The organism is Denitromonas halophila (genome assembly GCF_007625155.1).
Lineage (GTDB): Bacteria > Pseudomonadota > Gammaproteobacteria > Burkholderiales > Rhodocyclaceae > Nitrogeniibacter > Nitrogeniibacter halophilus.
The window spans coordinates 148,551-169,212 of sequence record NZ_VMNK01000001.1 but is presented as its reverse complement, the minus strand read 5'-3'; the positions used below and the strand labels follow the sequence as shown (position 1 = coordinate 169,212).

Sequence of the window (20,662 nt, the reverse complement as noted above, 5' to 3'; positions counted from 1 at the left end):
GCCAAGAAGCTGCTGGCCAGCGGGGTGCCGCCCAAGGACGTGGCCAAGAACCTCGGCGTGTCCATTCCGACGCTGTACCGCTGGGTGCCAGCCTCCACGCACGCTTAGCGTGCTTTATTTTCCGTTTTCTGAGACGACCCCTACCCGGCCGGGCTCGCTGCGGACGACATCCCGCGCGATGCACGGATCATCGGTATCTGCGACGCTTTCGATGCCATGACCAGCGCCCGCCCCTATCGCAAAGGTATGCCGATCGACACCGCGCTGACCCACATCCGCGAAAATCTCGGCAGCCAGTTCGACGCTCGTTTCGGCGAGCATTTTCTCAGCCTGGTCGACACCGGCGCCCTGGAACATATCGTCGGCCACACCGACGAAGGCATTCCGCTGCTCGACTGCATGATGTGCGGCCCCACCCTGGTGGCGCGCCGCGAACAAGGCACCGGCGGCATCCTGTTCTGCCCGCAATGCAGTGGTGAGTACCGCCTCACCACCGGTCCAAAGGGGCAACTCGAAGCGCGCCAGACCGGCGGCGTCGCCTCGGCCGAGGATATTGCTCCCGCCGCTGACAACGCACTCATTCAGCGCTTTCTGAACGGCGCAGCGCGCAGCGCGTGGGCCAGCGGCGTCATTGACACCTAGCTTCGTCACCCACGCTGGACGTAAAAAAACCCGGTTAGACCGGGTTTTTTCATGATGTCGCCAGCGCTCAGTGCGGGCGGCGCTGCTGAACTTCCTTGTGACGGAAGCTGATGCGCGCTTTGGACAGGTCGTAGGGCGACATTTCGAGCGTCACCCGATCACCGGCCAGGATCCGGATGCGAAACTTGCGCATCTTGCCCGAAGCGTAGGCTGCCACGTCCATGCCGTTGTCGAGCTTGACCAGAAACCGGGCATCGCGAAGCACTTCCTGCACTACACCTTCGAACTGGATCATTTCTTCTTTTGCCATAAATACACTCTCCTAATCTGTTGTGGGTCCGGCGATGCCATCGGTGCGGCAGTCAAAAACACGCCCCTCACGACTGGCGAGCGCGCCGGTTTCAATTCTTTAGCTGGCGGCAGGCAATTGTTGCCCGGTGCCGACGGGCTGCCCGGACAGACAACGACCGGACGCAATTGACGGGACCACGCCCGACGTTCCGACCACCCCGGCGCCTCGAAGGCCTGCCAGAATGGCGAGTAAGACGGCGCTTGTTGCGCCATGCTGATTCGATGCGGCCACCCGCTGGCGGTTTCGCGACCGAGATAAGGGCTTCATTCTACTCGATTTTTGTGCCTCGCACAAAAATCTCCTGCCATAGCGCGACAATTCACTGTCAGGTTTTCGCCCCCTGAACGGTCTGAACCATCACAAGCTCGCTGGCGTGCCATCTCGCCATGCGGCAATCAACTCAGGGAGTGCCGTGAGGCCATGAACAAGAAAAAACTCGGACTCGTCATCGTCCTGCTGGCCCTGATCACCAGCTATTTCATCTTCGATCTGGGGCGCTTTTTCAATCTCGATTTCTTCAAGAGCCAGCAAGCGGCCATCGAAACCTATCGCACCACCAACCCGTGGGCGACCGCTGGCATTTTCTTTGCCGTGTATGTGACCGTGACCGCGCTGTCCTTTCCCGGCGCCGCCGTACTCACCCTGGCCGCTGGCGCGATCTTCGGGCTGCTGACCGGCCTGGTCATCGTTTCATTCGCCTCCTCCATCGGCGCGACGCTGGCCTTTCTTGCCTCGCGTTTTTTGCTGCGCGACTGGGTGCAAAGCCGCTTTGGCGATCGCCTCAAGGCGCTCAACGCGGGCATAAATAAAGATGGCGGTTTCTACCTCTTCACGCTGCGCCTGGTGCCAGCCTTCCCGTTTTTCGTCATCAATCTGGTGATGGGTCTGACCCCGATCCGCACCGCCACCTTCTACTGGGTGAGCCAGATCGGCATGCTCGCCGGCACCATCGTGTATGTGAATGCCGGCACCCAGCTGGGGCAGATTGATTCGCTCTCCGGCATTCTGTCGCCGGGGCTGCTTGGCTCCTTCGTGCTGCTGGGCATCTTCCCGCTCATCGCCAAGAAAATTGTCGCCGCGGTGCAGGCCAAAAAGGTTTACGCGCAATGGGCTGACAAGAAGCCAGCCACGTTTGATCGCAACCTTGTCGTGATCGGTGGCGGCTCGGCCGGCCTGGTGAGCGCTTATATCGCCGCGGCGGTGAAGTCGAAAGTCACCCTGATCGAGCGCCACAAGCTCGGCGGCGACTGCCTGAACACCGGCTGCGTGCCGTCCAAGGCGCTGATCCGCTCGGCCAAGTTTCTGTCGCACGTCGAGCGCGCCCGGGAGTTCGGCATCGACTCGGCCGAAGCGCAAATGGACTTCGCCAAGGTGATGGAACGCGTGCAGTCAGTCGTCAAGGCCATCGAACCGCACGACTCGGTCGAGCGCTACACCGGCCTGGGCGTCGACGTGGTCGAAGGCTCTGCCAAAATCACCTCGCCCTGGACGGTCGAAGTGACCCACAACGATGGCCGCATCGAGACCCTCTGCACCCGCGCCATCATCATCGCCACCGGCGCGCGACCCTTTGTGCCGCCGATCCCCGGTATCGAAGACATGGACTACCTGACCTCCGACAATCTGTGGGATCTGCGCGAACAACCGCGCCGCCTGCTGGTGCTCGGCGGCGGCCCGATCGGCAGCGAGCTGACACAAGCCTTCGCCCGCCTCGGCAGCCAGGTGACGCAAGTCGAGATGCTTCCGCGCATCATGGCGCGGGAAGACGAAGACGTCTCACAACTGGTGATGGAACGCTTCATCGCCGAAGGCATCGACGTACGTGTCGGCACGAAAGCCAAGCAGTTCGTGATCGAAGACGGCGAGAAAGTGCTGATCGCCGAGCACGAAGGCAAGGATGTGCGCATCCCTTTCGACACCGTGCTGGTCGCCGTCGGCCGTGCAGCGAATCTCACGGGTTTCGGGCTGGAGGAAATGGGTATCCCCACCGGCAAGACGGTGGACACCAACGAGTTGCTGCAAACGATTTACCCCAACATCTACGCCGCAGGCGATGTCGCCGGCCCCTTCCAATTCACCCACACCGCCGCGCATCAGGCCTGGTACGCCGCGGTCAATGCGCTGTTCGACCCGTTCAAGACCTTCAAGGCTGACTACTCGGTGATCCCCTGGGCGACCTTTGTCGAGCCCGAAGTCGCCCGCGTCGGGCTGAACGAAGCCGACGCCACGGCCGAAGGCATTGCCTACGAAGTCACCAAGTTCGGCATCGACGATCTCGACCGCGCGATCGCCGACTCGGAAGCCCACGGCTTTGTGAAAGTGCTCACCGTGCCGGGCAAAGACCGCATCCTCGGCGTCACCATCGTGGGCGAACACGCCGGCGACCTGATCGCCGAATACGTGCTGGCCATGAAGCAAGGTATCGGCCTCAACAAGATCCTGGGCACCATCCACATCTACCCGACCATGGCCGAAGCCAACAAATATGTGGCTGGCGAATGGAAGCGCGCCCATGCCCCGCAGAAACTGCTCGAATGGGTCGGCCGCTTTCACGCCTGGCGCCGCGCGTAAAGGAGGTAAGACGATGACACGCCTCAAGTCCCTCCTGCTGGCCGCCAGCCTCACCCTGCTCAGCGCCGCCGCGCAGGCCTTTGATCACAGCCATGCCGCCTGGAGCACGCTGCTCAAGCAACACGTCGTGGTCAATGCTGCCGGCAACGCGTCGGCGGTGCGCTACGCCGTGCTGAAGAAAGATCGCGCCCTGCTCAAGGCCTACCTCGACGCCGTATCGGCCGTCACGCCCGCCGACTACGCCAGCTGGCAGAAGCCGCAGCAACTCGCCTTCCTGATCAACGCCTACAACGCCTTCACGGTCGATCTGATCCTCACCCGCTACCCGGACCTCAGCTCGATCAAGGATCTGGGCAGCCTGTTCTCCTCACCCTGGAAGCAGACATTCTTTACCCTGCTCGGCCAGGAAGAGAGCCTGGACGGCATCGAACACGGCCGTATCCGCGCCGCCGGCGTCTTCGACGACCCGCGCATCCACACTGCGGTGGTATGCGCCTCGATCGGCTGCCCGATGCTGCGCAACGAAGCCTTCGTGGCCGAGCGGCTCGACGACCAGCTCGAAGACGGCATGCGCCGCTTCCTGTCCGACCGCAGCCGCAACCGCTTCGACGCCGCCAGCAACACGCTTTACGTCTCAAAGATCTTCGACTGGTACGCCGACGACTTCACCCGTGGCCACAAAGGCTTCAGCTCCCTCAAGGCCACCTTCGCCCACTACGCCGAGGCGCTCGCCGACACGCCGGAAGCCGCGAAAAAACTGCGCAGCAGCGCGCCGAAAATCGAGCACCTCGACTACGACTGGAGGCTCAATGATGCCCGCTAAACCGCTCCTCGCCCTCGCCGCCGCGCTGTGCGCCGGTGGCGCCGCGGCCGCCGAATGCACCGCCAGCAGCGGCCCCCTGCAAACCCCGCTGGTCGAGCTCTACACCTCCGAAGGCTGCAGCTCCTGCCCGCCGGCCGACCGCTGGCTGGGCACGCTCAAACAATCGGCCGACACCGTAGCCATCGCCTACCACGTCGACTACTGGGACTACATCGGCTGGAAAGACCGCTTCGCCGAGCCGCGCAACGGCCAGCGCCAGCGCAACAAGGTCGCTCTCAGCGGCGGACGCACGGTCTACACCCCGCAGATCATGATCAACGGTCGCGACAGCCGCGCCTGGCGCGGAAACGACCCACTGGCCAATGTCCCGCGCGAGGCGGCCAGAGCGCAGATCCAGCTCACTGCCGTCAACGCGCCCACTGGCGCCACCGTCACTGTCCGAGCTACGGCGCCACGCGATCGTCAGACGCAACTCGTTGTCGCACGGTATGAAAACGGTCATCAAAGTGAGGTCAAAGCCGGCGAAAATAGAGGCGAAACCCTGAACCACAGCTTTGTGGTCCGTGACTGGGAGACGCGACCCGTGCCGACCAAGGCCCCGCTGAACGCCGATATACACTTCCTGCCGCCAGAAAAAGCCGGCGGCGTGGTTGCATTTGTCGAAGATGTGCGTAGCGGCGACGTGCTGCAAGCGCTCGCCTTGCCCGACTGCCGCAGCTGACTGTCGCCATGCCCACTCCCACACTGTCGATCATCCTCCCCGTACTCAACGAAGCCGCCGGCATCACCGAGGTGCTCGCGCCGCTGCAGACCTTGCGGGCCGAGGGCATCGAGTTGATCGTGGTCGATGGCGGCAGTACCGATGGCACGACAGGCCTCGCCACCCCCGTGTGCGACCAGTGCATCGGCGCACCGCGCGGCCGGGCCAGCCAGATGAACGCTGGCGCGGCCGTCGCGCAGGCCGACCGGCTGCTGTTTTTGCACGCCGACACGCGTCTGCCCGCGCAGGCCATCGCCGCCATTCACGCCGCGCTCGACACACAGCCGTGGGGACGCTTTGACGTCGTCATCGACGGTCCGCATCCGATGCTCAAAATCGTCGCGACCATGATGAATTGGCGCTCCCGCCTCACCGGCATCGCCACCGGCGATCAAGCCATCTTCGTCACCCGAAAGGCATTCAACCAGATTGGCGGCTTCGCCGATCAGCCGCTGATGGAAGACATCGCCTTTTCGCGCCGCATGAAAGCACTCGGCCGCCCCGCCTGCCTGCACCAGCGCGTCACTACGGCGGGTCGCCGCTGGGAGACGCACGGCGTGTTCCGCACCATTGTGCTGATGTGGTGGCTGCGCGCCGCTTACGCCCTCGGCGCCCATCCCGACGATCTCGCCAAACGCTATGGCTATGCGCCCCGCCAGTCCTGAGCCGGCGCACATCGCCATCTTCGCCAAGGCGCCCGTCGCCGGCACGGCCAAGACGCGACTCATCCCCGCCCTCGGCGCCGCCGGCGCGGCACGCCTGCACCGGCAACTCGTCCGCCACGCCGTCGCCACTGCGCACACCGCCCGACTCGGCCCGGTCAGCCTGTGGTGCGCGCCCGACATCGCACACCGCTTTTTCCGCGCGCTGGCAGTCACCACTGGCGTTCCTCTGCACGTGCAGCACGGCGAACATCTCGGCGAACGCATGCATCACGCGCTCAGCACACTCACCGCTACGGCGCCGACGCTGCTGATCGGCACCGACTGCCCGATGCTTGACGCGACTATGCTGCAAGATTGCGCCAATGCCTTGCGGCACGGCGACGACGCGGTCTTCCTGCCCGCTGAAGACGGCGGCTATGCGCTGGTCGGTCTGCGCCAGCCACAGCCGGACGTGTTCCGCGACATCGACTGGGGCAGTGGCGCCGTCATGGCACAAACCCGCGACCGCCTGCGCGAAGGCGGTTTGCATTGGTCGGAACCCGCCACCGTCTGGGATGTCGATCGCCCGCAAGACCTCGCCCGCCTGCGACGCAGCGCCCTGCTCGCCGCGCGATGAGCGGGAACACGCACGCGCCCTGTCAGTCACAATGCATTCGAATCCGCCCGCCGGAGCCCCGATTCATGTCGCCTCGCATCGCCCCGCGCCTGTGCCTCAGCGTGGCGCTCATCGCGCCACTGAGCGCCACCGCGCTCACCACCCAGCCCACGCCGTTCACCGACACGCCCACGGGTAAGCCTCCCGCCAGTTGGGTGCACACCCAAATCAACAAGGATCTGCCCGGCACCCACTTCTCGATTGTTCAAGAACCGAGCGGCAGCGTGCTGCGCGCCTACTCAAAGTCCGCCGCCTCCAGCCTCGTCTACACCTTGCCCGACGCCGTCGCGGCCAACACACGGCTGCAATGGCGCTGGAAAGTCTCCGAGGCCGTGCCAAAGTCGGCCATGGCCAACAAGGCCACCGATGACTACGCGGCCCGCGTGTATGTCTTTTTCGACTACGACAAATCACGCCTGCCCTTCACCGACCGGGTCAAGATCGACATGGCACGCACGCTCTACGGCGCCGACCTGCCCACCGCCGCGCTGTGCTACGTGTGGGGCACGGCCGATGCCATCGGCGCCATCGCGCCCAACCCCTACACCGACCGGGTGCGCATGATCGTCCTCCAGCGCGGCGACGCCAAAGCCGGCCAGTGGATTGCCGAGTCGCGCGATCTGGCCGCCGACTTCCAGGCCGCCTTCGGTGAGCCCGCCCCGGCCGTCACCGGCATCGCGCTCGGCGCCGACACCGACAACACCGGCGCCACGGTCGAAGCCCGCTTCGGCGATCTGCAACTGGTTCCGATCGCTCAGTGAAGCGCCTCGTCCTGCTCGGCGGCGGTCACGCCCATGTGTATGTGCTCGACGCGCTGGCCCACGCGCGCCTGCCAGATACCGAGGTCACGCTCATCTCGCCCTACCCGCGGCAGATCTACTCCGGCATGCTGCCCGGCTGGATCGCCGGCCACTACACGCTGGCCGACACCGCCATTGCGCTCGCGCCGCTGGCCGAGCGCGCCGGGGTGCGTTTCAAGCAGGCCCGCGGCGTCGGGCTGGACCTCGATGCCCGCCGTGTGCGGTGCGACGACGGCAGCGAGATCCCCTTCACCTGGCTGTCCATCGACACCGGCCCGACCACCGCCAGCGCACGCATCGCCGGCAGCACCGATCACGGCATCCCGGTGCGGCCGATCGAAGATTTCGTCACCCGAATCGACGCGCTGATCGCCGCCGCCAGTGCCGACCCGGCCTGCTCGGCGGCCATCATCGGCAGCGGCGCGGCCGGCTTCGAACTCGCCCTCGCCCTGCGTGCACGCCTGCCCACACTGGCACTGACGCTGATTGGCAGCACCGCCTTGCCACTCGACGGGCTTCCCGGCCGATTGCAGCGCCAGGCGCGCCGCCTGCTCGAGGCGCGCCACATCGGCTGGGTCGGCCGTCACCGTGCGCAAAGCATCGACACCGACGGCGTCTGGCTGGACGATGGCCAACACGTCTGTGCCAGCCACGTGCTACAGGTCACCGGCGCCGCCGCGCCCGACTGGCCGGCGCAGTCCGGCCTCGCCACCGACGCGAGCGGCTTCATTCGCGTTGGCCCGACGCTGCAATCGGTGTCGCACCCCGTCGTCTTCGCCGCCGGTGACGTGGCGGCCTATGCCGACCCACGCCCGAAATCCGGCGTCTTCGCTGTGCGCGCCGGGCCGCCGCTGGCCGAGAATCTGCGCCGCGCCATCGCTGGCGAAGCGCTCCTGCCGTGGCAAGCGCAGCGCCGCGCGCTGTATCTGATCAGCACCGGCGACCGGCGCGCCCTCGCTGCGTGGGGGCCATTGTCGATCGAAGGCGCCTGGGTGTGGCGCTGGAAAGACCGCATCGACCGCGCCTTCATGGCCCGTTTCAGCCAGCACGGCATGTGAGGTGACTTTCGATTGACGGCGTTTGCGGGCACAATGGACCGCTAACAATTATTCGACTCGTTTTCCCCATGAATCGTCTTCTCGAAGTTCGCAAACTCGGCCAGCAGATCTGGCTCGACAACCTGTCCCGCAGTCTCATTCGTGATGGTCACCTCGCCCGCTTCGTGCAAGAAAACGGCGTTGCCGGGGTCACCACCAACCCCGCCATTTTCCAGAAAGCCATCGCCGGCGGACGCTATTACGAAGACGATCTGGCCCGCCTCAAGGCCGAGCCCATCACGGCCGAAGCGCGCTACGAGCAACTGGTGATCCCCGACGTTCAGGCCGCCTGCGACCTGCTGCACGCCACCTGGTCCGACGCAAAGGGCGAGGCCGGCTATGTCAGCCTCGAAGTCTCGCCCGCGCTGGCCCATGACGAAGACGGCACCGTGGCCGCTGCACACCGCCTGCACGCCGCCGTCGCCCGCGACAATGTGCTGATCAAGGTGCCCGCTACACCCGCCGGCGTACGCGCCATCGAGCGCCTGATCGCCGACGGCATCAGCATCAACGTCACCCTGCTCTTCTCGCTCGCCCAGACCGACGCCGTCGCCGCCGCCTATGTACGCGGCCTCAACACACGCGCCGCCGCCGGCAAGCCGGTGACCGGCGTGTTCTCGGTCGCCAGCCTGTTCCTCAGCCGGGTCGATACCCTGGTCGATAGTCGTCTGGACGCCCTGGATGACAGCGCCCGTGAGCTGCGCGGCGGCACCGCCGTGGCCATGGCCCGGCTGGCCTATCAGGCCTACTGCAACCGCTTCGACAGTGACGAATTCGCCGCGCTGCGCGCCCAGGGCGCCCGCCCGCAATACCTGCTGTGGGCCAGCACCGGCACCAAGAACGCCGCCTACAGCGATCTGCTGTATGTCGAACCGCTGATCGGCCCCGACACCGTCAACACCCTGCCCGACGCCACCCTGGCCGCCCTGCTGGATCATGGTCGGGTTGAACGCACGGTGGACAGCAACGTGGTCGGCGCACAAGCGCAGTTCTCTGGCTTGGCACGACGCGGGCTGGACATGACCGCCATCGGTGAAGAACTACAAACGGCCGGCCTGGCCCAGTTCGAAACCGCCTTCGCGGAACTGCTCGCCGCGACAGCGTGATTAAACGGCCAGCGGCGTTGCACCGCTGGCCCGGTTTTCAACCGCTCAAACGGCCGCGACGATCGTAATTTCAACCCGCAGCGCGGGCGAAGCCAGACGCGCTTCCACAGTGGTCCGCGCCGGCGCTGCCCCCTCAGGCAACCACGCCTCCCACACCGCGTTCATCGCCGCAAAATCGGCCATGTCGGCAACATGGATCAGCGCCGACAAGATACGCCCGCGATCACTGCCCGCTTCAATCAGCAAATGATCCACCCGCGACAGCATCTCGGTCGTCTGGGCCGTCACATCACCCGGTTCATCAATTCCGCCTGCGGTCTGCCCGCACAAGTAGACCAGGTCGCCATGGCGGACAATCTTGGACATGCGCGGACCGGTGTGCATCCGTTCGATTTCAGACATCGTGACTCCTTGGGTTGAGATGCGCTCACCCACGTATCGCGACAAACACGCGCATCGCTGGCGAGGTGAAGCGAATTTAGTTGCTGCGATCCGTGCCGGAATCCTCAGGTGGCGGCAACAGCAAGCGCTGGCGCAGCGCCTCGAGCTCGTCGGTGTTCCGGTGGAGGGCCCGCACGCGTGAGCGCAGGGCCTCGAGACGATCTTCGATCATACCGACCAGCTCGCGAGTGGCCTTGATCGGTGAGCCCGCGAGGGCGCGGACACTGTCGATCTGCGCCTGAAATTCGCGCAGGCGATCAGCTTCCGCGGGGGGATGCGATGCAATCATGCGGTCGATCGCCCGCTCACGCGCGCGAAAGTACGCCGCCGGGCTGCGTCTGGCCAGATTGCTCCAGGCGTCGAAATCGAAATCTGCCACGCTCACCCGCCTCCATCGGCTCGTGCATGCGTCCGATCCTACGGCGGGACTCTCCTCGCGGCAAGGCGAGGATGTCACGAAAAGAAAAACCCAAGCGGCCAAAGCACGCTTGGGTTGGTCTTGAAGCGGGTACAGATCAGGCGGCGAGCAGCTTCTTTTTCGAGTGCTGAATCAGCACTGCACGCGACACACCGTGGCGTTCGCCAACGCCGAGCAGCTCTTTCATGTCGAGAATCAACACGATCTGGCCATTCGACAGCGTGGTGACACCCGCCACGCCTTTGGGGCGGAAGTCGTCGAGCGATTTGATCACCGCGTCTTCACGTCCGGCGAAGCTGTCGATGGCAAGAATGAAGCTCTGCTCTGCGGTCTGCATGAGCACACCGTACTCTGGCTGGGTGTCCTGCGGCCAGCCGAGCAGATTGGCCAGCGGCACGATCGGCAGGACTTCACCGCGCACCACCATGGTGGCGCGACCGCCGACCTCCTGCACCTCATCAGGCGTGATCGGCAGAATCTCGCGCACCATCGACAAGGGCACCGCCAGCGGCTGATCGCCAAGGCGCACCAGCAAGACCGGCAGGATAGCCAGCGTCAGCGGCAGGCTGATGACGAAGCTGGTGCCCTGCCCGGCGACCGATTTGATGTCGATCTGGCCATTGAGCTTCTGGATGTTGGTGCGCACCACGTCCATGCCAACGCCACGGCCGGAGACGTCGGAGACCACACCGGCGGTCGAGAAGCCGGGCAGGAACACCAGGTTGTAGCTCTGGCGCTCGTCCATGGTGTTGGCTTCTTCGTCGGTGATGAGGCCTTTGGACACCGCCGAGGCGCGCAGATTTTCGGCGTTCATACCGCGGCCGTCGTCGGCGACGAGGATGATGATGTGGTCGCCCTCCTGACGCGCTTCGAGACGCAGGATGGATTTTTCACCCTTGCCATTGGCCAGACGCTCGGCCTTGCCTTCAACACCGTGATCGACCGCATTGCGGATCAAGTGAATGATCGGATCGGACAGATCTTCGATCATGGTCTTGTCGATTTCGGTGTCTTCGCCGGCCAGCACCAACTCCACATCCTTACCCAGGTTGCGGGCCAGATCGCGGGCGATGCGAGGATACTTCTGGAACAGTCGGCCGATCGGCTGCATGCGCGTCTTCATGACCGCGTTCTGCAGATCGGACACCAGCAGGTCAAGCTGACTCACCGCCACATCCAGCGCGTGCATGGTTTCCGGGTCGTCGTCCCCGTTCAGAATCTGGCTACGCAATGCGTTGAGCCGGTTTTTGGTCAGCCCGATCTCGCCGGACAGGTTGAGCACCTGATCCAGACGCGTGGTATCGACACGGATCGAATTGTCGCGCTGTTTTTCACTGTCGCGGCGACCGGTGGGGCCGGAGTAGCCCGGCTTGTCCGCGGCGCGACGCCCAATCGCCGCCTTGATGATCTCTTCAGGTTTTTCCGCCACGACTGGCTTGACTTCAACCGGCGCGCTGACGGCGGCAACGGCGGGCACGCCCGTCACGGCCTGGTGCAGCTCAGCCCAATCGGGCTCGGCGCCTGCCGATGCCGATGCGGGTGCGGGTGCGGCGGCCGGCGCCGCGACAGGCGCCTCGTCTTTGCCAAGTTCGCCGGCAATCGCGCGCTTAAGGCTATCGATCAGGGTGGGGTCCGCAGCGCGCGGCTGGGTGGCGCTTTCCAGCGAGCCAAACATGTCACGCACTGCACCGGTGGCCGAGAGGATGACGTCCATCGATTCAGCCGTCACGCGCAGCTCACCGTTTCGCAGCTTGTCGAACAGGTTTTCCGTCAAATGGCACAAGGTCACCAGCTCGGTGGCGTTCAGAAAGCCGGCGCCGCCCTTGATGGTGTGAAAGCCGCGGAAAATCTCGTTGAGCATGCCGCGATCATCGGGTGCCCGCTCCAGGTCAACCAGTTTGTTGTCGACATCGGACAACAGATCCCCGGCCTCGAGGAGAAAGTCCTGCAGCAGGTCTTCCATTCCACCGAAATCGCTCATTTTGGCTCACTCCACTGTGTTGCTGATACGTGACCGGGCCACTGGCACCGGTCACGCCGTATCGTCAGAATCCCAGACTCTCGAGCAGATCGTCGACCTGCTCCTGGCTGGACACCACATCATCACGGCCTTCGGCGCTGATCACCGGGCCGTTCATGAGGCCGTCTTCTTTGCGGACGGGTTTTTTGTCATTGGGTGCCGTTTCGATGAGTACGTCGAGCAACTGTTTTTCTAGCTGCTGCGCCATCGCGACGACTTTTTTGATGACCTGACCGGTCAGGTCCTGGAAGTCCTGGGCCATCATGATTTCGGTCAGTTGCGCATTGGTGGCACGACTGTCATCGACCGTCTTGCCGAGGAAGTCCCGCGTCTGTGCGGCCAGGGCTTTGAATTCATCGGGCGACAGCTGATTGGCAAAGAGCTTGTCCCACTGCGTCTTGAGGCCGATCGCGCCGCTTTCGATCCGGTCTTGCATCGGCTTGGCGATATCAGTGGCGTTGAGCACCTTGCTAGCCGCCTGCTCGGTCATTTGCGCAATGTAGTTCAAGCGCTCACGGGCATCCGGCATGGCCTCGGCCGCCGATTGCAAGTGCTGGTCGTAGCCCAGCTCACGCAATGAGTCATGCACCTTTCGGGTCATCTGGCCGAGACGCTTGTAAACCACTTCGCAGCTGTGATCGTCATCTGGCACACCCGACATTGGCGCGGCAGCAGGTGCTGGCGCTGTCTGAAGCTGGGGCTCCGGTTCCGACTCAGGCGCGGCCTCCGGGGCGGCGGCAAAGTCCTCCGCCACCGCATCGAACAAGGCCTGCAGGTCATCTGAATCGCTGCCGTCGTCCACCACCGCTTGAGAGATCACTTCGAGCTTCGGTTTTTCCGGAACCGCGGCAATGCTGTCGAACAGCGCCTGCAGATCGTCGGAGTCACCGGTTTCATCGAACTTCAATTTCTTAGACATGCTTGAGCCTCCTGTTGTCCAACGGCGCTCAAGCGGCCGCCTTTTTCCCCATACGCTCGAAGATCTTCTCGAGTTTCTCAGCCATCGTGGCAGCCGTGAAGGGCTTGACGATATAGCCGCTGGCGCCGGCCTGGGCCGCGGCGATAATGTTTTCCTTCTTGGCTTCGGCGGTAATCATCAGCACCGGCAAATCCTTGAATTGCGGCGTCTGGCGAATGGTCTGCAGCAGGGTCAGCCCGTCCATATTGGGCATGTTCCAGTCGGTGACCACAAACTCAAAACCGCCGCTGGAAAGCTTCTGAAGCGCGGCAACGCCGTCTTCAGCTTCGTCCACATTGGTGTAGCCGAGCTCTTTGAGGAGGTTGCGCACGATTCGGCGCATGGTCGAAAAATCATCGACAACGAGGAACTTCATGTTGGGATCCGCCATCATTTTCTCCGGAGTATTGCTTGTGCCTGATACGGCTTAGCGGTTGCGCATCAGCAGCGGACGCAGTGTGTCCGCGAGATTGTCTGCATCAAATTTTGCGACGTAGGCGTCAACACCCACGCGTTTGCCCATGGCCCGGTTGGCCTCGGACGACAGCGATGAATGCATCACCACGGGAATGCCTTCAAAGCGAATATCGGCCTTGATGTTGCGCGTCAGCACATAGCCGTCCATTTCGGGCATTTCAGCATCGACCAGGATCAGATCCACTTCGTCGATCAGCGGCCGGCCACAGGCATGCGCATGCTTGGCCATGCCTTCAAGACGGGTCCAGGCTTCGAGTCCGTTCTGGGCGTGCTTGTGCTTGACATCGAGTTTATCAAGGACTTCAGCGATCTTCTTGCGTGCGACCGCGGAGTCATCAACAAAGAAAATATTCACATCGTGTTCGGCATTAAGCGGCTCGATATTGCCAATGATCGCTTCGCCGAAAGTATTGGCCAGGATGGTTTCGACATCGAGAATCGACACCAGCGTGCCATCGGGCAATTCGGTGATCGCGGTAATGAAACTATTCACCCCACTCGACACGTTCTCGGGCGTGCGCACCTTGTCCCAATCCACGCGGATGATGCGATCGACTTCGTCGACCAGGAAACCGAGCGTGCGCTTGCTGTACTCGGTCACCATCATCGAGCCACCGAGCGGATCGCCCGGCTGGGTCAGCTCAAGCACCTTGGCCAGCGCCAACACCGGGATGACATTGCCGCGTAACGAGATGAGACCTTCGACGCCCTTGGGCATGTTCGGCGCCTTGGTGACGAAAGGCGCCTTGGACACCTCGCGCACCTTGAACACGTTGATGCCGAAGGTCTCGCCCGTCCCGAGGGAGAAAAGCAGAATCTCCATCCGGTTGGAGCCGGCCAGGGTGGTGCGTGCATCCACGGCGTCGAGCAGGTTTTTCTCTGCCGCCGCGTAGGCATCGCTCTTGGTTTTTGCTTGCACTTTGCTCATGTGCGTGATCCTCGCTCAGGCCGCCGCAGCGTCCGATTCGCCTTTGTTCAGCAAGCGTCGCAACGTCGACGACAGGCGCTGGGGTTCGAACTTGGGGACGTATTCATCGACCCCGACCGACAGTCCAAGTTGCTGATTCGACATCCCGGACAGGGAGGAATGCATCAACACAGGCACGCCTTCAAAGCGGGGGTCGGTCTTGATCTTCTTGGTCAGGATGTAGCCATCCATTTCCGGCATCTCGATATCGGTCAGCACCACACCCAGCAGATCCTTGACCTTGCAGCCGGTGCTATCGGCCACGAGCGCAATCTTCTGCAGCTCGTCCCAAGCCATGCGTCCATTCACCGCGACAATCCCCTTCACGCCCAACACTTCCAGCGTGCGGGCAATCTGGTTGCGTGCCACGGACGAATCATCGGCATACAGCACCGTCGCCTCTGGATTGCCAATCGGCTCGATCCCTTTGAACAAGTGGTCATCGTCGTAGCCGGTGGTCTCCGAGAGCACCTTTTCCACGTCGAGCATCATCACCAGTTCGCCATTGGGAAGTTCGGTCACCGCCGTCACCAGCCCGCCCAGCTTGGCCGCCAGCATCTGCGGTGGCACCCGCATCTGCGACCAGTCCAGACGCAGGATGGTGTCGACCGCTTCGACCAGAAAACCCTGGGTGTGGCCGTTGTATTCGGTCACGATCATGATTTCGCGCTGCGACTCCAGGCCAATTCCGGCGTACTTGGCCAGATCAACGACAGGCACCAGGGTGCCGCGCAGACTGACCATCCCTTCGACCGAGGCCGGCATTTCAGGGGCCGCCGTAACATTCGGCGTGCGCATGACTTCGCGCACCTTGAAAACATTGATGCCGAAAGTCTCGCGACGGCCGGTGCGCGAATCCTTGCCGAGCGAGAACAGCAGGATCTCCAATTTATTGGTACCTGCCAGGCGGGTACGCGCATCGATATTCTTGAGCAAATCCGACATCTTGTTTCTCCGTTGATGCATTACCAACTCAGTGGCCAAGCATCCTCTTGGCAATTTCTGCTACTACTAACGGCACGTTGCCGATAGACCTTTAGGCACGATATCCGACCCGGAATCCGCCCCAGTGCTTTCCATTCACGTACACCGGCGCCGACACGTCATGGAAGATTTCACCGGTGTCGCGGCGATAGGTCTGGATCAAGAACTCAAGCTCATGCGCGCCGCACTGGCGCCCCACTGGGTCGTCAAACACACGCTTGGTCCGGTTGCCGACGAAGTCCTTCTCGTAGTTTCCCGTCAGCGGCTGCGAGAACACCTTGTTGTGTGTCGGCACATAGGCTTTGTTGTCGGTGCTGATCGCGTACGCGACCTCTGGGTGATCCTTGAGCACCGGTTCCTGGATCGCCGGCAAAATCTCGTCCGCCAACTTGTCATAGCGCGAACTGAATTTCTGCGGCTTGGTATTCGGGATCGGGTCGTACTTGCGATCAAACAGCGCCTCGGCCGTGATCCGCTTGTTGTTCACCGCCTGCTCAAACGCCGCAGCCACTTTTGCCGCCGCGGCTTTGGCCAGGTCTGGCATTTGCGCATGAACCTTCATGGCAGCCTCACCCGTCGCCCCCAGCCGGAATACCTTGCTGATGTCATGCAGATTGACGGCCAGACTTTCAAGCCGTTGCGCTTCGCCCAAGGTCGCCGAAGCGCCCTCGGTGTTTCGCTCCACCATGACCATGATTTCGCGCACGTTGGAGACCACACCGTCCGCGACCCGGCTCTGCTGGCTGATCGCGACCGCGATGGCATCAATCTTCTCCATGGTCTCGGTCGCACCCCGGTTGATCTTGTCGAGCGAATCGGCCGCCTGGCGGGCCAGCTCGGCGCCCGACCGCGCCTGGTCGCTACCGGCCTTGATGGATCCGATGGCGGTGCGCGTCTCGACCTGAATCGCTTCGATCATGGCGCTGATTTCGGTTGTTGCCGTCGATGTCCGCTCGGCCAGCTTGCGCACCTCGTCGGCCACCACCGCAAAGCCTCGGCCCTGCTCACCGGCGCGTGCCGCTTCGATGGCCGCGTTCAGCGCCAGCAGATTGGTCTGATCGGCAATCTCACGGATCACCTTGACGATGCCGCTGATCGCTTCCGAACGCTCGCCCAGGGCCGCAATCACCTGTGCCGATTGCTCAACCGACTTGGCGATCCGCTCGATCTCGTTGGATGCCTCGGACACGATGCGCCCGCCTTCGAGCGACAATTCGCGCGCCTGCTGCGCGTTCTGCGCGGTCTGACCGGCGTGCTCCGCGACAGCATTGACGCCGGCGGTCATCTCTTCGATGGAATGCACCATGCTTTCAGACTCAATGCGCTGAGTGCGAGAACCTTCCGCCACCTTCCCGGCATGGGCCGACAATTTGTCCGCTGCTTCTGCCACGCAATCGGCATCAAAGATCACCTTGCCGACAATGCCCTGAAAACTGCCAATGAGCTCGTTAAAGCGTTCGGCACAAGCGCCCACCGGACCACCGCCAAGTTGCACCCGCTGAGACAGGTCACCATCGCGGTACATCCGCGCAAACGCCGCTTGCAGCGCATCGAGCGGCGCCAGAAAGCGCGCTTTGAGCAAACCGGCCAGGATGCCCGCCAAGGCCAGACCAAGCACGCCGTGCCCCGCAATCAGTGTTGCGCCCATGGGCGCACCTGCGGCCAGTGATATCGCGACACCCGCGGCCGCAACAATCAGCCCGACAAGACCCAATCCGAGAAACGTCCTCATGATCCTTTTCCTCCGCCCGATTTTGATCGGGATACTTTCTGTTTGTATGCAAACCGTACCTTGCTGCTGTAAGGCGGATTACGGGTCGGGGGACGCAATCTTTAGCGGCGTTTTCTTGCGAGGCGACGAACGATTGCCCCGCAATGACAGGAATTGAAGAACAAAAGCCGCTGCTGGCCCCATCGGGCCAGCAGCGGCTTTCTATGTCTTTAGCGGTAATCCTGCGCGAATGAACGCGCGACGGCTACCTAGCTGATGGCAAACAGCTTGCCAAAATTGGCGATATCGAGCACCTGACGAACACTGCCGCGGGCATTGACAAGTTTCACCACATGGCCGTCGGTCTTCACCTTGTCTCGCAGCATGAGCAGCATGCCCAGCGCGGAACTGTCGAGGTAAGACACTTCGCCGAGATCGACATTGACGTCGCCTTTTTGCCCGAGGGCGCGATCAACGCTATCGCGAAACTCACGGTGCGCGTTGAAATCGAATCGCCCGACGAGCTTGATCACTGCGCCCGCCTCACTCTGGTTAACCGTCACGTCCATATTGATCCCCTATCCTGTTCTATCCAGCTCACCCGACCTGTTTCGCAGTGGCAAGCGCAGTACCGGTCAGCCGGCTCATGATGCGTTGTGCCACATCCGTGAGCGGCGCCACCTCCGACACCGCCCCAATCGTCGCAGCCTCTCGCGGCATGCCATAAACCACACAGCTGGCCTGGTCCTGGCCAATGGTCCATGCCCCGGCGCGATGCATGGCCAGCAAGCCCTGCGCGCCATCCTTGCCCATGCCGGTCAGCAAAACACCCAGCGCGGCCTTGCCGGCCTGTTCCGCCGCCGAGTGAAACAAGACATCCACCGAGGGCCGATGCCGATTGACCGGATCGGCGCGCGAAAGCTCGCAATGATAGGCCAGTCCGCGCCGCTTGAGCAGCAGATGTGAATGCCCGGGCGCCAGATAGGCGCAACCGGGCTCAATGCGTTCGCCATCTTCAGCCTCTTTGACATGGATCTGACTGAGGCTGTCCAGGCGTTTGGCGAAGGCCCCGGTGAACATCTCCGGCATGTGTTGCACGATCAGCACTGGCGGGCAATGCTTGGGCAGCCGGATCAATACCTCGCGGATTGCCTCCGTCCCGCCCGTCGATGCGCCGATGCAGACGATGCGCCCCTGAGCCGTACGCGCACTGAGCGATCCCGCCGCATGCTCAATCGGCTGCGTCGCACGCTCCGGCACATGGCGCCGCACATGCGCTGCCTGGGCCGCGCGAATCTTGTCGCAGATTTCGTCAGAATAGGCCGCCAGCGCCGAGGGGCTTCGGGCATCAGGCTTGCCGAGCACCTCGACGGCGCCCAGCTCCAGCGCCATGATTGATGTATCGGAATTCTTGCCGGTAAAGGCCGAAACCATCACCACCGGCATCGGTCGCAGCCGCATCAGCCGCTCGAGAAACTCCAGACCATCCATACGCGGCATTTCGACATCCAGCGTCAGCACGTCGGGATTGAGCGTTTTGATCATCTCCCGCGCAATCAATGCGTCGGCCGCCACACCGACGACAGTCATGTCCGGTTGCGCGTCAATCACCCGACGAAGCATCAGGCGCGTTGCAGCCGAGTCGTCACAGATCAGCACTTTGATGGTCATCGTCGCGCCCCTGTCAGATCGGTATCAAACAACTCCACCTCGCCAGCGATGGGCGCGGACTGCAAGCGACGCTGATAGCGCTGCTCACGCTGGAGTTCGGCGCTGTGCGACGCGCCGCCGACCCGCTTCACCAGCACTCGCCCGGTGGCCGGAAAAAACACCACCTTGCGCGCGTGATCGTCCATCAGATCTTCGGCCACCAAAGCAATCTCCTCGGTGGCGAGATAGTGCCGCACAAACGCGGCATTACGCGCGCCCACCTCGCTGCGCGACAAGGACGCCACCACTTTGCCCCCGCCAAACACCTTGGCTTCGAGATGCTCGCGACGTGCGCCGAGCTTGAACAGGTGATTGACCAGCACCTCCATGGCAAACACGCCGTAGCGCGCCGAGGCCGACGACACCTGGGATCCGGCGCCACCACTGGGCAGCATGAAATGATTCAAGCCGCCCACGCCAAGGCGCACATCGCGAATACACGCCGCGACACAAGAGCCCAGTACGGTGACGATCACCTCGTCAGTGGCGCTGACGTAATACTCGCCCGGCAACACCTTCACCGCCGCACGATCAAACGCCCGATCAAAATAGCGCTGAGTCGCCAGATGCTCTGAGACTTCAGGGCTTGCTGCGGGGAGCATCGCTGCGCTCGTACACCGTTCGACCACGGGACCGGAACAGGTCTGCCGCATGAAGAAAGCTCTCGGAATGCCCGGCAAACAACAAGCCCTCAGGCTTCAGTAGCGGCGAAAAGCGCTGCAATATGCCGTATTGCGTCGGCTTGTCGAAATAGATCATCACGTTGCGGCAGAAGATGAAGTCCAGCGGACCCGACACCGTGTAACGCGCATCCAGCAGATTCACCTGCCTGAAATTGATCAAGCGCTGCAACTCCGGGCGAACCCGCACCTGGTCCGTCTGAGTGCCAACGCCCTTGAGAAAAAACCGCCGCACCCGCGCCGGGTCCATCCGCTCGATTCGGTCGGCGCGATAGACTCCCGCCCGACCATGGGCCAGCACATTGGTATCGATGTCACTGGCCAGAATCTGCACCGGGGGCGTCAGTGTGTTGAAGGCCTCGCAGGCTGTCATCGCCAGCGTATAAGGCTCTTCGCCGGTGGACGCCGCAGTGCACCAGATCTTGATCGGCTGCCGGTCACCCATCTTCTTGAGGCATTCAGCCAGAATATCGAAATGGTGCGCCTCACGAAAAAACGACGTGAGGTTGGTGGTCAAGGAGTTGATGAAGGTTTCCGCCTCCGCCTTGTCCCGCTCGAGTCGCCCCAGATAGTCGGCAAAGGTTTTGTCGCCGCACGCCCGCAAGCGGCGCGACAAGCGGCTGTACACCATGTCCTGCTTGGCGCTCGACAAGGAAATGCCGGCGCGCTGATGAATCAGCTTCCGGATTTTGTCGAAATCCGCAGTCGTGAATTGAAACTCGCGTAGCGGTGAAGCCACCTGGACCGGCGACAGCCCAGCGTTTCGGCCTGCCGCGCCGCCCACGGTCTGGGCGGTCAGTGGCCGCTTGAACTCTTCAGCCATGC

Annotated in this window: 22 protein-coding genes and 1 pseudogene; 10 read left to right on the top strand and 13 right to left on the bottom strand. The window is 62.9% G+C overall.

Annotated elements, in window-relative coordinates:
- Window positions 1-9 precede the first annotated feature (9 nt).
- Window positions 10-108, top strand: a complete 99-nt coding sequence (locus FHP91_RS00790) for a helix-turn-helix domain-containing protein (protein WP_449240235.1) — start codon at window positions 10-12, stop codon at window positions 106-108.
- Between the two features lie 45 nt (window positions 109-153).
- Window positions 154-642: pseudogene (locus FHP91_RS00785) on the top strand (HD-GYP domain-containing protein); the annotation flags it as partial.
- A 67-nt stretch (window positions 643-709) separates the two neighbouring features.
- Here the strand turns inward: FHP91_RS00785 and infA are convergent.
- Window positions 710-952: a translation initiation factor IF-1 gene (gene infA / locus FHP91_RS00780; RefSeq protein WP_144172732.1), complete on the bottom strand. Its 243-nt coding sequence runs from the start codon at window positions 950-952 to the stop codon at window positions 710-712.
- A gap of 462 nt (window positions 953-1,414) precedes the next feature.
- Here infA and FHP91_RS00775 point away from each other — a divergent pair, with 462 nt between their 5' ends.
- The 8 genes from FHP91_RS00775 (at window position 1,415) to tal (ending at window position 9,471) form a co-directional block, all read left to right on the top strand.
- The gene (locus FHP91_RS00775; RefSeq protein ID WP_144307785.1) at window positions 1,415-3,565 is read left to right on the top strand and encodes an FAD-dependent oxidoreductase; all 2,151 of its coding nucleotides are present in this window, start codon (window positions 1,415-1,417) and stop codon (window positions 3,563-3,565) included.
- 13 nt (window positions 3,566-3,578) lie between these two features.
- Window positions 3,579-4,388 carry a DUF547 domain-containing protein gene (locus FHP91_RS00770; protein ID WP_144307784.1) on the top strand — a complete coding sequence of 270 codons (810 nt, stop codon included), beginning with the start codon at window positions 3,579-3,581 and terminating at the stop codon, window positions 4,386-4,388.
- A complete protein-coding gene (locus FHP91_RS00765; protein ID WP_144307783.1) occupies window positions 4,375-5,109 on the top strand; it encodes a DUF1223 domain-containing protein in 735 nt (244 codons plus the stop codon). The genes FHP91_RS00770 and FHP91_RS00765 overlap by 14 nt, the downstream gene beginning before the upstream one ends.
- Before the next feature lie 8 nt (window positions 5,110-5,117).
- Window positions 5,118-5,813 carry a TIGR04283 family arsenosugar biosynthesis glycosyltransferase gene (locus tag FHP91_RS00760; protein ID WP_144307782.1) on the top strand — a complete coding sequence of 232 codons (696 nt, stop codon included), beginning with the start codon at window positions 5,118-5,120 and terminating at the stop codon, window positions 5,811-5,813.
- Window positions 5,788-6,429: a TIGR04282 family arsenosugar biosynthesis glycosyltransferase gene (locus FHP91_RS00755; protein ID WP_246116179.1), complete on the top strand. Its 642-nt coding sequence runs from the start codon at window positions 5,788-5,790 to the stop codon at window positions 6,427-6,429. Before FHP91_RS00760 ends, FHP91_RS00755 begins: the two co-directional genes overlap by 26 nt.
- Window positions 6,430-6,494: 65 nt before the next feature.
- Window positions 6,495-7,229 (top strand): DUF3047 domain-containing protein, encoded by a 735-nt coding sequence (locus FHP91_RS00750; RefSeq protein ID WP_186301401.1) that lies wholly within the window; start codon window positions 6,495-6,497, stop codon window positions 7,227-7,229.
- Window positions 7,226-8,326: an FAD-dependent oxidoreductase gene (locus FHP91_RS00745; RefSeq protein WP_144307780.1), complete on the top strand. Its 1,101-nt coding sequence runs from the start codon at window positions 7,226-7,228 to the stop codon at window positions 8,324-8,326. The genes FHP91_RS00750 and FHP91_RS00745 overlap by 4 nt, the downstream gene beginning before the upstream one ends.
- Before the next feature lie 68 nt (window positions 8,327-8,394).
- The gene (tal, locus tag FHP91_RS00740; RefSeq protein ID WP_144307779.1) at window positions 8,395-9,471 is read left to right on the top strand and encodes a transaldolase; all 1,077 of its coding nucleotides are present in this window, start codon (window positions 8,395-8,397) and stop codon (window positions 9,469-9,471) included.
- 45 nt (window positions 9,472-9,516) lie between these two features.
- Here tal and FHP91_RS00735 read toward each other — a convergent pair whose 3' ends face one another.
- The 12 genes from FHP91_RS00735 to FHP91_RS00680 all read right to left on the bottom strand — a co-directional run bounded on the left by FHP91_RS00735 (window position 9,517) and on the right by FHP91_RS00680 (window position 20,660).
- Window positions 9,517-9,873 (bottom strand): RidA family protein, encoded by a 357-nt coding sequence (locus FHP91_RS00735; protein ID WP_144307778.1) that lies wholly within the window; start codon window positions 9,871-9,873, stop codon window positions 9,517-9,519.
- Between the two features lie 76 nt (window positions 9,874-9,949).
- Complete coding sequence (locus FHP91_RS00730; protein WP_144307777.1) at window positions 9,950-10,291, bottom strand: DUF3135 domain-containing protein; 342 nt, start codon at window positions 10,289-10,291, stop codon at window positions 9,950-9,952.
- Between the two features lie 136 nt (window positions 10,292-10,427).
- Window positions 10,428-12,311 (bottom strand): chemotaxis protein CheA, encoded by a 1,884-nt coding sequence (locus FHP91_RS00725; protein ID WP_186301400.1) that lies wholly within the window; start codon window positions 12,309-12,311, stop codon window positions 10,428-10,430.
- A 64-nt stretch (window positions 12,312-12,375) separates the two neighbouring features.
- Window positions 12,376-13,269 (bottom strand): protein phosphatase CheZ, encoded by an 894-nt coding sequence (gene cheZ / locus FHP91_RS00720; protein WP_144307776.1) that lies wholly within the window; start codon window positions 13,267-13,269, stop codon window positions 12,376-12,378.
- A gap of 28 nt (window positions 13,270-13,297) precedes the next feature.
- Window positions 13,298-13,699, bottom strand: coding sequence for a chemotaxis response regulator CheY (cheY, locus tag FHP91_RS00715; RefSeq protein WP_144172695.1), 402 nt, complete (start codon window positions 13,697-13,699; stop codon window positions 13,298-13,300).
- Between the two features lie 36 nt (window positions 13,700-13,735).
- Entirely contained in the window at window positions 13,736-14,713 is a 978-nt protein-coding gene (locus tag FHP91_RS00710) for a chemotaxis protein (RefSeq protein WP_144307775.1), read from the bottom strand.
- A gap of 15 nt (window positions 14,714-14,728) precedes the next feature.
- Window positions 14,729-15,697 carry a chemotaxis protein gene (locus FHP91_RS00705; protein WP_144307774.1) on the bottom strand — a complete coding sequence of 323 codons (969 nt, stop codon included), beginning with the start codon at window positions 15,695-15,697 and terminating at the stop codon, window positions 14,729-14,731.
- A 91-nt stretch (window positions 15,698-15,788) separates the two neighbouring features.
- Entirely contained in the window at window positions 15,789-17,468 is a 1,680-nt protein-coding gene (locus tag FHP91_RS00700) for a methyl-accepting chemotaxis protein (protein WP_144307773.1), read from the bottom strand.
- A gap of 248 nt (window positions 17,469-17,716) precedes the next feature.
- A complete protein-coding gene (locus FHP91_RS00695) occupies window positions 17,717-18,016 on the bottom strand; it encodes an STAS domain-containing protein (RefSeq protein ID WP_144172685.1) in 300 nt (99 codons plus the stop codon).
- Window positions 18,017-18,044: 28 nt separating this feature from the next.
- Window positions 18,045-19,118 (bottom strand): protein-glutamate methylesterase/protein-glutamine glutaminase, encoded by a 1,074-nt coding sequence (locus tag FHP91_RS00690; RefSeq protein ID WP_144307772.1) that lies wholly within the window; start codon window positions 19,116-19,118, stop codon window positions 18,045-18,047.
- A complete protein-coding gene (gene cheD, locus FHP91_RS00685; RefSeq protein ID WP_144172669.1) occupies window positions 19,115-19,759 on the bottom strand; it encodes a chemoreceptor glutamine deamidase CheD in 645 nt (214 codons plus the stop codon). Before cheD ends, FHP91_RS00690 begins: the two co-directional genes overlap by 4 nt.
- The gene (locus FHP91_RS00680; RefSeq protein WP_144172660.1) at window positions 19,737-20,660 is read right to left on the bottom strand and encodes a CheR family methyltransferase; all 924 of its coding nucleotides are present in this window, start codon (window positions 20,658-20,660) and stop codon (window positions 19,737-19,739) included. Before FHP91_RS00680 ends, cheD begins: the two co-directional genes overlap by 23 nt.
- Window positions 20,661-20,662: the final 2 nt, after the last annotated feature.

What these genes read in the sequence shown, in the direction of transcription:
- infA (WP_144172732.1), bottom strand. Translation starts at nt 952, where the DNA reads ATGGCAAAAGAAGAAATGATCCAGTTCGAAGGTGTAGTGCAGGAAGTG.
- FHP91_RS00775 (WP_144307785.1), top strand. Translation starts at nt 1,415, where the DNA reads ATGAACAAGAAAAAACTCGGACTCGTCATCGTCCTGCTGGCCCTGATC.
- FHP91_RS00770 (WP_144307784.1), top strand. Translation starts at nt 3,579, where the DNA reads ATGACACGCCTCAAGTCCCTCCTGCTGGCCGCCAGCCTCACCCTGCTC.
- FHP91_RS00765 (WP_144307783.1), top strand. Translation starts at nt 4,375, where the DNA reads ATGATGCCCGCTAAACCGCTCCTCGCCCTCGCCGCCGCGCTGTGCGCC.
- FHP91_RS00760 (WP_144307782.1), top strand. Translation starts at nt 5,118, where the DNA reads ATGCCCACTCCCACACTGTCGATCATCCTCCCCGTACTCAACGAAGCC.
- FHP91_RS00755 (WP_246116179.1), top strand. Translation starts at nt 5,788, where the DNA reads ATGGCTATGCGCCCCGCCAGTCCTGAGCCGGCGCACATCGCCATCTTC.
- FHP91_RS00750 (WP_186301401.1), top strand. Translation starts at nt 6,495, where the DNA reads ATGTCGCCTCGCATCGCCCCGCGCCTGTGCCTCAGCGTGGCGCTCATC.
- tal (WP_144307779.1), top strand. Translation starts at nt 8,395, where the DNA reads ATGAATCGTCTTCTCGAAGTTCGCAAACTCGGCCAGCAGATCTGGCTC.
- FHP91_RS00735 (WP_144307778.1), bottom strand. Translation starts at nt 9,873, where the DNA reads ATGTCTGAAATCGAACGGATGCACACCGGTCCGCGCATGTCCAAGATT.
- FHP91_RS00725 (WP_186301400.1), bottom strand. Translation starts at nt 12,311, where the DNA reads ATGAGCGATTTCGGTGGAATGGAAGACCTGCTGCAGGACTTTCTCCTC.
- cheZ (WP_144307776.1), bottom strand. Translation starts at nt 13,269, where the DNA reads ATGTCTAAGAAATTGAAGTTCGATGAAACCGGTGACTCCGACGATCTG.
- cheY (WP_144172695.1), bottom strand. Translation starts at nt 13,699, where the DNA reads ATGGCGGATCCCAACATGAAGTTCCTCGTTGTCGATGATTTTTCGACC.
- FHP91_RS00710 (WP_144307775.1), bottom strand. Translation starts at nt 14,713, where the DNA reads ATGAGCAAAGTGCAAGCAAAAACCAAGAGCGATGCCTACGCGGCGGCA.
- FHP91_RS00705 (WP_144307774.1), bottom strand. Translation starts at nt 15,697, where the DNA reads ATGTCGGATTTGCTCAAGAATATCGATGCGCGTACCCGCCTGGCAGGT.
- FHP91_RS00700 (WP_144307773.1), bottom strand. Translation starts at nt 17,468, where the DNA reads ATGAGGACGTTTCTCGGATTGGGTCTTGTCGGGCTGATTGTTGCGGCC.
- FHP91_RS00695 (WP_144172685.1), bottom strand. Translation starts at nt 18,016, where the DNA reads ATGGACGTGACGGTTAACCAGAGTGAGGCGGGCGCAGTGATCAAGCTC.
- FHP91_RS00690 (WP_144307772.1), bottom strand. Translation starts at nt 19,118, where the DNA reads ATGACCATCAAAGTGCTGATCTGTGACGACTCGGCTGCAACGCGCCTG.
- cheD (WP_144172669.1), bottom strand. Translation starts at nt 19,759, where the DNA reads ATGCTCCCCGCAGCAAGCCCTGAAGTCTCAGAGCATCTGGCGACTCAG.
- FHP91_RS00680 (WP_144172660.1), bottom strand. Translation starts at nt 20,660, where the DNA reads ATGGCTGAAGAGTTCAAGCGGCCACTGACCGCCCAGACCGTGGGCGGC.